Genomic DNA, 12969 nt, shown 5'->3' on the forward strand with positions numbered 1-12969 from the left:
CCCTGCGGGGTGACAAAAGACGGCGCTCGATCCTGCTACGCGACGGCCAAGAGGAGAGAAGGATGACCGACGCACCGCCGCTCAAGGGCCTGTATCATTTCGCCTATCCCTGTCGCGACGCGGAAGAGACGCGCCACTTCTACGAGGACATTCTCGGGCTGCCCTTGGTCAATTGCATGATGGCCGAAAAGGTGCCGAGCACCGGCGAAGAGCAGCCTTATGTGCACTTCTTCTTCGAGCTCGGCGACGGTTCGTACATCGCCTTTTTCGACCTGGGCGGCGAGGAGAAGCCGGCGCCCTCCCCCAACACTCCCGAATGGGTCCAGCATTTCGCGATCGAGACCGATTCGGTCGACGACGTCGAGGCGATGCGGCGGCGGCTTGCCGAGCACGGGGTCAAGACCACACCGTTGGTCGATCACGAGTTCGTGCGGTCGATCTATTTCTTCGACCCCAATGGTTTGCGCCTCGAAATCGCGGCGCGAACCGAAGCGCCAGGCTTTCTGGAAGAGGCTGCCAGCGAGGCGCATGGGGTCCTCGAAGCATGGAACGCGCGCAAGCACGGCGCACCCGCCGCTGGCTGATCGCCTCCTCGTCACCGCGCTTCGCCCCGCTGCCGATCATTGCCGAATGGACAGATCGGCGGCTGGACGGCAGGAGAGCAGCGGGGAAATGTGACGAGAGGAATCAAACGCATGGCAGACACCGAACAATCGCGCCGGCGTGTCCAGTCAATCGAAGTGGGGTTCCGCGTGCTGCGCGTGCTGCGCATGGCCGAAGGGCCGCTGCCGCTGCGCGAAATTGCCGCACGCGCCAACATGCCGCCGAGCAAGGTGCATCTCTATCTCGTCAGCTTCGTGCGCGAAAACATGGCCTATCAGGACCCTCATAACGGCCATTACGGGCTGGGCACCTTCGCCATCCAGCTCGGCCTGGCCGCGATCCGCCAACTCGACGTGGTCGGGCTCGCTGCCGAAACGCTGACCGAGCTTCGCGACAAGACCGATTGCGCGATCTATCTGTCTTTATGGGGCGACCGCGGCCCGTGCATCGTCGCGAAGGCCGACGGCAGGCTGCAAGGCGCGTTCCTGATCCGGCTCGGCTATATCCTGCCGGTGACGACGTCTGCGACCGGGCTGGTGTTCCTCGCCCATCTGCCGGAGGCCGAGGTCGCTCGCGCGGTGGCGGCGCAGGCCGCCTATGACGCCGCCCGCGGCGATACCCCCGCGCCGACCAAGGAAGAACTGGCTGAGAGTGGCGAACGAATCCGCCGCGAGGGTTATTCGTCGAGCGCCGGGATGCTCAACCGCAACTTCGCGGCGATCGCCGCGCCGATCTTCGATCATAGCGGCAAGATCGCCGCGACCATCACGCTACTCGGACCCACCGATTTCATGAGCAAGGCGCGGCTCAAGGACTTCAGCAAGATGCTGCTGGCATCGACCCAGGCAGTGTCGGAGCGGATGGGCGCGCTTCCCAAGCCGGTCGAGAAGCCTGCCAAGGGCTGATCCCCAAGCTGGCGCTGGCCCTCTCGACCTACGTCGCCCCCCGCACGAAATCCGGCGCGCGGCGGCCTGCCGCGGCGGCGTCGAGACGAAGCTTGCGGGCTTCGGCACGTTTGGCGTCGTCGAGCCACGACCGTTCGTGACCCCACAGGCTGGGGCCGTAATCGCATTCGAACGGCTGCCACGTCGCCGGGTCGATCGAGCGCCCACCCCAACCCAACTCGACCATGAAGTCCGATGGCGTGCGGGCGTAGAAGCTGGTCATAAAATCGTTGGTGTGGCGGCCGAGCGTGACGCCGACACGGCCCTCCTCCAGCTGGGCGAGGTCATAGGCCTGGCCGACATCGTCGAGCGAATCGAGCTCGACCATCAGGTGGTGAAAGCCGTCGACGCCGGTCTCGATCGCGGCAAAGCTGTGATGGCGGCTGTTGAGATGAAAGAAGAACGCCTTGAACGGGCGCAGCGCATAGTCGCTGAGGCGGAAGCCGAGCAGGTCGACGTAAAAGGGCAGCACCGCATCGAGCGATCGGACGGTCAGAACGACGTGACCGAGCCCAAGCGGTCCGGTGCGAAAGCCGCTGAGCGCGCGGCCGGGGACGAAGGCCGAGGACGCCGCGGCGGCGCCGTGGAAGAATTCGAGGCGATTGCCTGCGGGATCATGCGCGATGACCAGCTCGGCGACACGGCGTCGCTCGGCCTCGAGCGACGTACCTGGGATGACCGGATGGTCGGCGTCGGACAGCCGCGTCGCCAGCCGCGCCAGGGCCGCGCCATCGGCGACTTCCCAGCCCATCGCGCTGACGCCCTCGCATGCGCCGCTTTCGACGAACAGGCGACCCGCGCGATCGTCGGTGCGCAACGCAAAGCCGTGTGCGGCCCGATCGGTAAGCTGCATGCCGAGGAGATCGGTGGCGAAACTCGCCCAGGCATCGACCCGCGCGGTGGTGACTCCGATATAGCCGAGTGCCTGCAGCATGGAACGAACGCTATTCGGTAATACCGAAGAACGCCAGTCGAGATTAAGGCCGCTGCACTCCGGGCCGGCTATATTCGGGAGTGAACTCCTCGACATCCACAGCGTGATTGCCGTTCGAGGCGCTGAGCGACGCCAGCAGCCGCGTGAGGTAGCCGCGCAATATTTCCAACTCGTCGCCATCCAACGGCGTCAGCAATTCGGCTTCGAGCGCGCGGGTGTCCCTCTGGAGCTTCTTCAGCGCGTCCTTGCCGGTCGCGGTCAGGCTCAATTCGAGCAGGCGTTTGTTGGCGCTGCTAACGCGGCGATCGATCAGCCCCTTGGATTCGAGCAAGGCGATCTGCTTGATCATCGTCTGCGGTTTGACGTCGTAGAGACGCGACAATTCGGCCGAAGACATGTTCGGCCGCGTCGAGAGCGTCGTCAGAATCCGGAACTGCACGGCGGTCACACCGAGCGGATTGAGCACCGATTCCAGCCGCACATACGCCTTGTACTGCACTTGCTTGACCAGATGCAGGATCGAGGGCGGATTTCGATCGGTAGTTGCGCGAACGGCTTTCCCCATCCACCCTTAGTGTCCGATCGTGTCGAATCTGTCCAGAGTCCGGCGGTGCGGTACTTCGCCGCACCGCCGGCCTGTGTTCAGCCCTTGAGCTTCTTGGTGGCGATTGCCGCGCCTTCGGCCATCGCCGCCAGCTTGGCCCACACCACTTCGGGATGACCGACGCGCGAGCCGATGCCGCAATCGGTCCCGCCCTGGATATTCTCCATGCCGACAAGCTTACCGACATTGACCAGCCGCTCGGCGACCAGCTCAGGATGTTCGACCAGGTCGGTCATATGGCCGACAACGCCGGGGCAGATGATTTTGCCGGCGGGAAGCTTGACGTCCTCCCAGATGCGCCACTCGTGCGCGTGGCGGACATTGCTCGCCTCGAACGTGTAGCACTGCGCGTTGATCTTGAGCATCAGGTCGACGATGTTCTTGAACTCGATGTCGTGAACATGCGGGCGATGGCCGCTTCCCCAGCACATGTGGAAGCGGATCTGCTCCTCGGGCAGACCCTCGACCGCATGGTTGATCACCTCGACCGCGAATTCCAGATAGTCGCGATACTGGTCGACCGACCAATCGGGATAGAACATCCAGCTCGTCGCGAATTCGGGCTCGTCGATCTGGACGATCAACCCGGCGTCGGTGATCGCCTTATATTCCTCGCGCATCGCCGCGCCGACCGCCATCATGTAATCGCGCTCGTCGCGATAGAAAGCGTTGCGCGCGCCGGCGCCGGCGCTAAGCGGCCCGAGAGCGGCGATGAAGCCATCGACATCGCTCTTTCCCTCGAGACCCTTCTTGAGCGCGTCGATATCCTTCGCGATCTCGGCCTGACCGATATAGGTCAGCGCGCTCGTGCAGACCTTTTCGGTGGTCGGGCGCTTGGGAACATTGCCGGGCGTCATGAAGCCTGGGCGGACCGGGCCGCCGGCGCCGGCGAACCACAGGCCGGATTCATAGAAACCCGGGAAATCGCGGCGGTCGCGCTCGCCAGGGCCGGCGCGCTTTGACGGCGCGGCGGGGTCGCGCGGCAGCGATTCCCAGCCGGTCACGCGCTGCTGGATATAGCTGGTGTAGCTGCCCATGTTGGCGGCCTTCACATATTCGCCGTCGTTGATGATATCGACGCCGCATTCGATCTGCTTATCGACGACTTCGCGCACCGCTTTGGGCAGCCGCACCGCGATCTCCGCCTGCTTGGTGTCGGCATCCACGAGCAGGGCGTCGAGATCGGCGGGGCGCGGCAGATTCCCGCCGTGAGTCGTCAGGATATGGTCCGTGGAACGCCGCATTGTCTCTTCTCCTAAGTGCTGTCGCCGGCTTGCGTTCGGCGGACGAATTTCTGGATCTGGTGGTCGCCGTGTTCCTCAGGGATCCAGCCGGGGCGGATCGCGAAGCTGTAGGGCACTTCGGCAACGTAGACGTCGCCATGGCTGTCGACCGCAATGCCGTGCGGCGCGATGAAATTGCCGGGGGTGTGACGGCGTTCGGACGAGCCGCCCCAGCGATCCAGGACCTTGCCCTCGGCGCTGAGCACCGTGACGCGGCCGGGATGATCCTGGAGCATTTCGCCGAGGACGAAGCTCTTCTTGCCCTTGGGCCGCCACAGCTCGGCCACATAGATGATGCCGTTGCCGTCGATGGCGATGTCGCACGGGCGTTGCACGTCGGTCCATTGCTCGAGATAGTCGCCGTCGGCGGTGAAGACCTGGATACGGTCATTCTCGCGATCGCAGACCAATACGCGCCCTGTGGCGTCGCAGCCGATGCCGTGCGGGAGGTGGAATTCGCCGGGACCGGTGCCGATCTCACCCCATGACTGGATCAGGTCGCCCGCAGCACTGAAGCGATGGACGCGGCAATTGCCATAGCCGTCAGCGACGTAGAGCTCGCCGCTTGGCGCCACCGCGAGGTTGCAGCAGCGATTGAACGGCCCCCCGGGATAGGCGATGCATTCGCAGGCATGGACTTCGTAGGGGGGCTTGGGATCATAGCCCGTGTCCGATGCCTGGCCGGGCACGCCGAGTGTCATGATCGGCTCGCCTTCGAGGCTGAAGACGCGAATGCTGTGATCGCCATTGTCGACGCAATAGACCCGGTCGTCGGGACCGATCGTCAGGCCGTGCGCCATGGTGAAGATGTCTTCGCCCCAGCTGCGCACGAAGCTGCCGTCGCGCTCATAGACCAGGACGCGGTGCGGGAAGCGGACGAACAGATAGACGCGATCCTGCGAATCGACGGCCACCCCGGTGACGTCGCGATGCGAGACGCCCGCCGGCAGGCGCTCCCAATCGGCCACCACGTCGAAGGCAGGCGCTGTCTTGGTTGCCACCCCAGGCATTTCGCTCCCCGACGGATTATCAAAAACCAGCCTAGACGTCCGCTCGTCCCTAAGCCAAGCTGACATATATCGTCGCTCAAGCATTTGTACATAGCGAACGACATATGATAACTACAATTGGTCGGCAGGATGGGTAGTCAACCGATCGCCGCACCCGGAGGGGGATTTGCATGACGGACACTGGCGCTCGGCCGATCGATGTGGATACGTTCCTGGACGGGCTCAAATTCAACCGCTTTCACCTGATCGTCCTGATCCTGTGCACGGCCCTGGCTGCGATCGACGGCTATGAATTGTATGTCGTCGGCTGGGTGCTGCCGGTGCTCGCCAAGGACTTCGGCGTGCCGACGACGGCAATCACGTCGGCGCTGGTCGCTCAACAGGTCGGCATGCTCGCCGGCGCGTTCGTCATTCCCCCGCTTGCCGACCGAATCGGACGGCCGCGCGTGCTGCTGTTCTGCTATCTCGGCATGATGCTCAGCGCGTTGGCGATCCTCACCACCAAGTCGCTGCTGCCGTTCACGGTCTGCCGCTTTGCCGCCGGCTTTTGCGGGACCGCGATGATCCCGATCCTGGTCACGCTCGCCTCCGAGACCGCGCCCAAACGGCTGCGCGCGACAGTCGGCACGATCACGGTCAGCGGCACGATGATCGGCGCGATGCTGGGCTCGCTGATGCAAGGCTTCGTCCTCGCACCGTTCGGGTGGCGCGGCGCGTTCTGGATTGCCGTGGCGCTGCCCGCGATCATGCTTCCCTTGATCTATTTCTTCCTTCCCGAATCGCTGCGGTCGCTGGTCGCACGCAACCCGCATGATCCCGCCATTTCCGCGCTGACCAGGCGGATGCGGCCGTCGGTGTCCGGCGATACCGACGTCGTGTTCACCGTGGCGCCCAAGCCCGACCGCCCTCCTCTTGCGATCCTGCTCTCCGACATTTTCGGCCGCGGCCAATTGCTCCGAACATTCCTGATGTGGGGAATCGCGATCTCGAGCTTCGTGTTCATCACCGCGGGCGTGTGGAAGACGACGATCTTCAAGGACGTGATCGGATTGTCGCTGCAGCAGGTGGCGCTGATCAACGGCATCAACACCGCCGCCGGCTTTATAGGCATGCTCACGATCGGTTTTTTCATCGATCGATTGGGCTTCAAGCGCGTGATGACCGGCACTTTCCTGCTCGCGGGGTTGGGGGCGATAATGGTCGGCCTGCTGGCCCCGGGCGCCGGCATGTACGTCGCGGTCGCCTTCATGGGGATGTGCCAGCACGGTGGTCAGGCCAGCATCCCGGCGCTTGCCGCTGCCCTCTATCCCACGCGCAGCCGCGCCACCGGCGTCGGCTGGACCTACGGCGCCGCCCGCGTCGTATCGATCTGGGCGCCGCTATTCGGCACGTTCGTGCTGAGCGAAGGCTTCGGCGCCGTCGGCATCTTCGCGATGCTGGGGGTACCGCTGCTATGCGGCGGCCTGTTCACTTTCTGGCTGATGAGCCTGAAGGGCGCACCGCAGGTGATCACGGTCGGGCATGGGCGCGGCTGAAGCGACCGTGCCGGCCGTCGATGCCCATGCCCATGTCTTTACCCGGGCAATGCCTTTCGCGGCGAACGCGCATTCGCGGCCGGACTATGACTATCCGGTCGAGGCGTGGCTTGCCGATCTCGACGCCAACGGCATCGGCCGCGGGGTGATTGCGGCGGCGAGCCTGTTCGATGACGGCAATGCCTATACGCTCGCGGCGCTGGCGGCGCATTCCCGGCTGCGCGCGACGGTGCTCGCCGGGCCGGAGACCAGCGCCAAGCAGTTGCGAGCACTGGCGGAGCGGGGCGTGGTCGGGGTGCGGCTGACCTGGCGGCGGCTCGCCAATCTGCCCAGCCTGGCGGACGAGCCGTGGCGCGGGTTTCTGGGGCGGATCGCCGAATCCGGGCTGCATGTCGAATTGCTCGCCGGCAGCGCGCAATTACCGGCGCTGCTGCCGCACTTTGCGGGCGTACCGTTGGTAGTCGATCATTTCGGTGTCCCCTCGGGCGATGAGAGCGAACGCCGGGCCGGGACCGACGCACTGCTTCAGGCGATTGCCGGTGGCCGGACATGGGTCAAGATTTCGGCGGGCTTTCGCCTGCCCCCTGCCATTGCCGCCGACTGCGCCGCGCGCTTGCTCGCCGAAGCTGGGCCAGAGCGCATGCTGTGGGGCAGCGACGCACCCTTCGTGAACCACGAAGCCGGTACCACCTATGCCGACACGCTGGCTTTGTATCTCCGCCTTGTCCCCGACGCGGCAACGCGCCGGACAATAGACGCCACCGCACTCGACCTTTATTTCAACATACGGAGCCACACCCCATGAACCGCCGAGAGCGCGCCATCGCCACTGCCGAGCTCGAAATGGGGCTCGCCGATTTCTGGCACGACGTCGACAATAATTGGGGCCGCCAGGCGAGCGACTATTATGCCCCGGAGGCCGTCTATCGCTCGGGCGGGCTCAACCTTGAGGGGCGCGAGGCAATCCAGGGCTTTTACAGTTGGCGCGAAGGCCGCGGCGCGCGCGTGTCGATCCATGCCTTCACCAATTTCCGGGCCGAGTTCGACGATCAGGGCGGCGCCACGGCGACGTGGTTCATGCTGCTATGGGCGGCCGATGGCGAAGCGCCGCTCGAAAGCCGCGTTCCCACCCGGATCAGCCAGGCGACCGAGACGTTCCGCTGGGACGAAGCCGCGGGGCGCTGGCTGTGCACGCTGCGCGAACTCAAGAACCTGTTCCGCGGCGGCGATCAGCTCAACTTCAGCTGAGCCGCATCAGGCGGTGAGCGACGTCACCGTTGCGATCACGAACGCCTCGCTGCGGTCGCCGGCTGTTCGGAGGATTTCGGCACCGGGGGCCAGCACTTCATTGCGGATCGCGAGCCTGTCGTGCGTCGGCACATCGCCGGCATGCGCGCCATAATCGAGCCGCCCGTCGCCCATCAGCGTGAACGGGAACAGCGTCCCGGGCCGTTTGAAATCGCCGATACGGCCGAACGCGGGAAACGGGCCGACCGCCGCGCCAGCGGCGTCGATCGCCAGGTCGACCGCGATCTGCCGGTCGGTGGCATCTTCTGCGCCTTGCGGAAACAGGATCACCCGCACGATATCGCCCACTGAAAATACCTTTCTGAACGTGATGCAAAAAGGGCGCCCGTTGCACGGGGCGCCCTTTCGTTCGTCGGCGTCGGATCAGAAGCGCGCGCGCGCTCCGAACATAAAGGCGCGACCGACCTTGTCGTAATATTGGCCGTTCACCGGGCCGTTGAGGATGATGTACGGAACGGGGGGCGGATCCTTGTCGAGCAGGTTGTTGACCGCCCAGAAGAATTCGAACCTTTTATTCTCTCCGGCGAAGATCTTTCCGAACAGGTTGAAATAGGTAACCGCCGGGACCCTGTTGTCGTTGATCGTGTTGCTCGGCAGCGTGTTGTACGTCACGTCCTGGACGCCCTTGCTGATGAAGATCGTCTGCAGCGTCAGTTCCCACGCATCGTTGCCCAGGGTCGTCGACAGATTGCCCCGGAAATGCGGAATCGCGCCGAGATTGGCCCAACCATTCTCCCCGGCACGATCGATCGGCGCGGCGCCGGTGCCCGAATCGACCAACGCATGGAGGACGTAGGTGCCGCTCGCGGCGATGCTGCCGCGGCCGCCCGAGCCCAGAAAGCCGAGTGACGTGCCGTAGGTCAGGGTCATGTCGATGCCCTTTTGGGCAAAGGCGCCGACATTGAGCGAGCCCGCGTTCAGCGCGGTATGGATCCGATCGTTCGGGTCGGGGGTGGAGAGATCGGGCCCATAGGTGAACAGGTTGCAGAAATAGGCTTCGCCCGCGCTGCACAAGGATGCGATGTTCGCGGTCGACAGGTTGGTGATCGCGTCGTCGATCTTGATATTGTAATAGTCGACCGAGAAGCCGAGGCCGCTCAGCACGCCGCGACCGCGATAGGCCGCGCCGACCGTGAAGGTCTTCGAGAATTCGGGCCCGACATTGGGATTGCCCATACTGGTGTTCTGCGGGATCACCGGGCTCTTGGTGACGCCGTCGACCACCATCGTTACCGCATTGGTGACGTTGCTGCCCGGGCTATAGAGTTCGTTGATCGCCGGCGCCCGGATGTCGCGCGAACGGGCAATGCGGAAGATCAGCCCGTCGACCGGTTCCCACACCGCGCCGGCCTTCCACGCGGTCTGGCCGCCGACGGTGCTGTAATCGGCATAGCGGAACGCGCCGTTGACGCTCAGATTGTGGAGGGCCGGCAGATCCTTGGCGAGCGGGACGGTCGCCTCGACATAACCCTCCTTGACGCTGAACGCCCCCCCATAGGGCACCGCGTTGCCGGCGGTGAGGAAGCCGTTGCTGGCGCCCACCGCGTCGGCGGTCAGCTTCTCGGTTTCGCGGCGATATTCGCCGCCAAACGCCACAGAGACCGGACCCGCCCAGGTCGAAAAGGGCTCGCCGACGATGTTGGCGGCGGTGGTGAACTGATCGTACTTCACCTTAGCGAGGCCTTCGCCCCAGATATAATTGCGCGCGGCGGCAGTGGTGTTGCCTTCGCCGAACAGGTTGAGCGGCTGGCAACCGGCGGCGGCGGCGACGCCATCCCGGACGCCGCGGCAGACGATGTTGCCGGAGCTGTCGCGGACCGCGTCGATCGCGTAGCTCAGCTTGGCGGTGACCGGGTTGTTGAAGGTCGCCGAGGAGTAATAATTGATGCCATAGGATACGTGCGCATCCCATTTCCACGACCCGCCGAGCTTCCCTTGGAAGCCGACAGTGCCGTGCGGGGTCTCATTGGTGATTTCGTAGCGGTTGATGCCGATATCGATGCCGATCCGGCTGATATTGAAGCTTTGCGTCGTCGCCGGCAGCAACGCCAGCACCTGCGCGGGAATGAAGGGGTTGTCGCGACGGATGACCTGGCTGGACAGGCGGATCGGGACACCGTCGAGGATGCCGACGGAGCGCGAATAGCCACCTTCGATATAACCGGTCAGCGAGTCCGAAAAGTCGTAATAGATGCTGCCATAGGCGGTCTCGCGCTCGACCTTGGGAACTAGCGCGGTGCCGGTAATGATCGAGCCGCCTTCGCCGCCGATCATCGTCGAGCCGCCAGAGATCGAGCCCCTCTGGAACGGACGGATCGAACCGTCCGGATTGAAAGTCATGTTGGTCAGCCCGGGAATGGAACTGACGATGACGCCGCCCGCGCCGAGATTATTGTGGACGTGCTTGGCCAGGATGAAGGCCGGCTGGCCGAAGCCAGGCGTGCCGGGAGTGGTCCGCTGGCCGTTGCTGACGATCATATATTCGTCGCGACCCCAGTCGCGGGTGTAGATATCGCCGACGCCGTCATTGTCCGAATAATCGCCGCTGAGGACGATATGGCCCCGATCACCGTTGAAGCTGGTGCCGGCGATGAAGCCGATGCGGCGAGTGCCATAATCGCCGAGCTGCGAAACACCCGCCTGTGCGGTGACTTCGAGGCCCTGATACTTCTTCTTCATGACGATGTTGACGACGCCCGAGACGGCATCCGAGCCGTACAGCGCCGAGGCGCCGCCGGTGACGACATCGACGCGCTCGATCATCAGCGTCGGGAACAGGTTGAGGTCGGTGGTGGTGGGCACGCCGAGGTTGCTGGCCGGCGCGAAGGGCACGACACGCGATTGATTGACCAGCACCAGCGTGCGCTGGCCGCCCAAAGCGCGCAGATCGGCGGTGGCCTGGGCGGGGCTGGAGGTGTTGGTCGCGTTGGCGCCTGGGGAGCGGGTCGCCTTGAACGCCGGGTTCTGGTTGAGCACCTCCATGACGGTGGTGGCGCCCTGCTTTGAGATCACTTCGGCGCCCACCACCTGGGTCGGCGTCGGTGCCTGGAGGCCGTTGGTGGCAGTACGCGACGCCGTGACCACGATCTCGCCTTGCTGCGACTCGGCCTTGTCATCGGCGGCCGCCGGGGCCGGTTCGGCCTGGGCGGCGCTGGCCGGCATTGCGCTTGTCTGCGCAAACGCGGCGCCGCTGGCGAAAGTGGCGGTGGTGAATGCGGTGGTGGCCATCATGCGATGCAGCCATGATGCGGGACCACGATTCATAAAAAGTGCCATATCAGCCTCCCCTCTCCGGCAATTGCGGGGCCGGCTTTGGCGCCGTTGCTCCCGCAGCATCGCAAGATGCTTGCTTGTTGTTCCCAATCCGCGCCGGGGTCACGCCCGGCGCGCTCGATGGCCTCGCAATCCATTCCGGATTAACGAACGACAGTTGTTTATGGCACATAAGGCAGGCTGACAACCTAAAATCGCAGCCAGGCTGATGTACGGGGTTTAGCCATCGCGAATCACGGCGCAATCGGCCCCATCGCCAGCGCGTCCCTGTAGATACTGGGGTCGATGAGCCGCGACAGCGCTTCGCGCGACCGTGGGGTGCGTTTGTCCTGCGTGGCCAGCCATTGCTCTTCCGCGACCAGCTCGTCGAGCAGATCGGCAGGCAGTGCCGCTGGAAAGGAGAGCGTCGGCCACGCACCCGCTACGTCCACCGGACCAAAACCTGCAGTCGCTGCGACCAATGCCTGAGCCGGCGCCGGATCGCGACGAATCCGCGCGCTCGCGGTGATCACCGCTCGGACGAACTCAATGATTCGCCGGCGCTTGGCGGGATCGGCGAGATTCGCCGCGGTGCTATTGAGGTTGAACAATTCGCGATAGACGCCATCGCCGGAGAAGATGACGACATCGTCGCCCAGCACCCGCGCGGCATTGCCGCCATGCGGCTCCCAGATCGCCACCGCATCGACCTCGTGCCATTCGAGCGCCGGGCCGATGCCCTCGAGCGGAGATATGCGCACGGGGGTGATATCGGCGAAGCTCAGCCCCTCCGTCGCGAGCATTCGCGCGAGGAAATAGCCGGCCGACGTGGTCGCCAGCGTCGCGATCCTCTTGCCCTTGAGATCGGCGATCCGCTCGATCCCTGCCGAGCGGCGTGCGATGATGCGGTAGCGGCCTTCGGTAACGGTGAGAATGATGCGGATTTCGGGATGCGCGACCGAATAGCGCAATGCCTGGGTCTCGGCATGTGTGGCGATATCGGCAGGTTTGCCCTCGCCGATCAGATTGGGGATGCCGCCATTGCCGACCGCCGCGCCCGCCGGATACAGATCGCGCGCCGCCAGCAGTACCGGCGCGATCTCGATCGTGGCGGTGCTGCCCCACACCGCAATTGGCGCGATCGGGGCGGCCGGCTCCACGCCGGCCTGCGGTACGCATCCCACCAGTGCGACGAGCATCGCCATCGCGAGGATTGGCCGCTGCCAATCAATCATTAGCGTCTCCCTATCGGCTGACTATTATAAGCCAGGTTGATTATTGAAAGGCCGAAGCTTTGCGCGAATCGGTTGTCACAGCGGATTGCCGGTGCGTGCGCGAGATCCTCGTGGAAGGAACGGGTGACGTTCGCGGACGTGGCGGCGCACCCGGACATGCCGGCGCAAACGCCTACGCATGCAACAAGATGGTCTGGAAAAGCGGCCTATCGGTTGAGTCTGCAGGCGCTAGGCGGTCTTATTCGCGACATCAGGGTAAAC

12 protein-coding genes are annotated in these 12969 nt (G+C 64.5%); 5 read left to right on the forward strand and 7 right to left on the reverse strand.

The features are described from left to right. The first annotated feature begins 62 nt into the window (after positions 1-62). Together SMA01S_RS17290 and SMA01S_RS17295 are read left to right on the forward strand one after the other, a co-directional pair. Positions 63-584 (forward strand): VOC family protein, encoded by a 522-nt coding sequence (locus SMA01S_RS17290; RefSeq protein ID WP_066825197.1) that lies wholly within the window; start codon positions 63-65, stop codon positions 582-584. Between the two features lie 111 nt (positions 585-695). Then, a complete protein-coding gene (locus tag SMA01S_RS17295) occupies positions 696-1508 on the forward strand; it encodes an IclR family transcriptional regulator (protein ID WP_157094006.1) in 813 nt (270 codons plus the stop codon). Between the two features lie 28 nt (positions 1509-1536). On the opposite strand, the gene SMA01S_RS17300 is transcribed toward SMA01S_RS17295, so the two are convergent. The 4 genes from SMA01S_RS17300 to SMA01S_RS17315 form a co-directional block, all read right to left on the reverse strand. After that, positions 1537-2481: a VOC family protein gene (locus tag SMA01S_RS17300; protein WP_066825199.1), complete on the reverse strand. Its 945-nt coding sequence runs from the start codon at positions 2479-2481 to the stop codon at positions 1537-1539. A 43-nt stretch (positions 2482-2524) separates the two neighbouring features. Further along, complete coding sequence (locus SMA01S_RS17305) at positions 2525-3046, reverse strand: MarR family winged helix-turn-helix transcriptional regulator (protein ID WP_066825202.1); 522 nt, start codon at positions 3044-3046, stop codon at positions 2525-2527. 77 nt (positions 3047-3123) lie between these two features. Further along, positions 3124-4329 (reverse strand): hypothetical protein, encoded by a 1206-nt coding sequence (locus SMA01S_RS17310; RefSeq protein WP_066825204.1) that lies wholly within the window; start codon positions 4327-4329, stop codon positions 3124-3126. A gap of 11 nt (positions 4330-4340) precedes the next feature. Next, positions 4341-5369 (reverse strand): peptidyl-alpha-hydroxyglycine alpha-amidating lyase family protein, encoded by a 1029-nt coding sequence (locus SMA01S_RS17315; RefSeq protein WP_066825206.1) that lies wholly within the window; start codon positions 5367-5369, stop codon positions 4341-4343. A 179-nt stretch (positions 5370-5548) separates the two neighbouring features. On the opposite strand from SMA01S_RS17315, the gene SMA01S_RS17320 reads away from it, so the two are divergent. The 3 genes from SMA01S_RS17320 to SMA01S_RS17330 are packed head-to-tail and all read left to right on the forward strand — an operon-like array spanning position 5549 to position 8161. Further along, the gene (locus SMA01S_RS17320) at positions 5549-6913 is read left to right on the forward strand and encodes an MFS transporter (RefSeq protein WP_066825208.1); all 1365 of its coding nucleotides are present in this window, start codon (positions 5549-5551) and stop codon (positions 6911-6913) included. Further along, positions 6900-7718: an amidohydrolase family protein gene (locus SMA01S_RS17325; RefSeq protein WP_066825210.1), complete on the forward strand. Its 819-nt coding sequence runs from the start codon at positions 6900-6902 to the stop codon at positions 7716-7718. Before SMA01S_RS17320 ends, SMA01S_RS17325 begins: the two co-directional genes overlap by 14 nt. Then, positions 7715-8161 carry a hypothetical protein gene (locus SMA01S_RS17330; RefSeq protein ID WP_066825212.1) on the forward strand — a complete coding sequence of 149 codons (447 nt, stop codon included), beginning with the start codon at positions 7715-7717 and terminating at the stop codon, positions 8159-8161. The genes SMA01S_RS17325 and SMA01S_RS17330 overlap by 4 nt, the downstream gene beginning before the upstream one ends. A 6-nt stretch (positions 8162-8167) precedes the next feature. On the opposite strand, the gene SMA01S_RS17335 is transcribed toward SMA01S_RS17330, so the two are convergent. The 3 genes from SMA01S_RS17335 to SMA01S_RS17345 all read right to left on the reverse strand — a co-directional run bounded on the left by SMA01S_RS17335 (position 8168) and on the right by SMA01S_RS17345 (position 12708). After that, positions 8168-8509, reverse strand: coding sequence for a hypothetical protein (locus tag SMA01S_RS17335; protein WP_066825214.1), 342 nt, complete (start codon positions 8507-8509; stop codon positions 8168-8170). 75 nt (positions 8510-8584) lie between these two features. Next, positions 8585-11497, reverse strand: a complete 2913-nt coding sequence (locus tag SMA01S_RS17340) for a TonB-dependent receptor plug domain-containing protein (RefSeq protein WP_245649320.1) — start codon at positions 11495-11497, stop codon at positions 8585-8587. A 230-nt stretch (positions 11498-11727) separates the two neighbouring features. Next, on the reverse strand, positions 11728-12708 hold the full coding sequence (locus tag SMA01S_RS17345) for an ABC transporter substrate-binding protein (RefSeq protein ID WP_218016923.1): 981 nt from the start codon (positions 12706-12708) through the stop codon (positions 11728-11730). Positions 12709-12969: the final 261 nt, after the last annotated feature.

It is taken from the genome of Sphingomonas mali NBRC 15500, from assembly GCF_001598415.1.
GTDB lineage: Bacteria > Pseudomonadota > Alphaproteobacteria > Sphingomonadales > Sphingomonadaceae > Sphingomonas > Sphingomonas mali.

Coding starts and splice junctions, on each gene's coding strand:
- SMA01S_RS17290 (WP_066825197.1), top strand. CDS start 63: ATGACCGACGCACCGCCGCTCAAGGGCCTGTATCATTTCGCCTATCCC.
- SMA01S_RS17295 (WP_157094006.1), top strand. CDS start 696: ATGGCAGACACCGAACAATCGCGCCGGCGTGTCCAGTCAATCGAAGTG.
- SMA01S_RS17300 (WP_066825199.1), bottom strand. CDS start 2,481: ATGCTGCAGGCACTCGGCTATATCGGAGTCACCACCGCGCGGGTCGAT.
- SMA01S_RS17305 (WP_066825202.1), bottom strand. CDS start 3,046: ATGGGGAAAGCCGTTCGCGCAACTACCGATCGAAATCCGCCCTCGATC.
- SMA01S_RS17310 (WP_066825204.1), bottom strand. CDS start 4,329: ATGCGGCGTTCCACGGACCATATCCTGACGACTCACGGCGGGAATCTG.
- SMA01S_RS17320 (WP_066825208.1), top strand. CDS start 5,549: ATGACGGACACTGGCGCTCGGCCGATCGATGTGGATACGTTCCTGGAC.
- SMA01S_RS17325 (WP_066825210.1), top strand. CDS start 6,900: ATGGGCGCGGCTGAAGCGACCGTGCCGGCCGTCGATGCCCATGCCCAT.
- SMA01S_RS17330 (WP_066825212.1), top strand. CDS start 7,715: ATGAACCGCCGAGAGCGCGCCATCGCCACTGCCGAGCTCGAAATGGGG.
- SMA01S_RS17340 (WP_245649320.1), bottom strand. CDS start 11,497: ATGGCACTTTTTATGAATCGTGGTCCCGCATCATGGCTGCATCGCATG.
- SMA01S_RS17345 (WP_218016923.1), bottom strand. CDS start 12,708: ATGATTGATTGGCAGCGGCCAATCCTCGCGATGGCGATGCTCGTCGCA.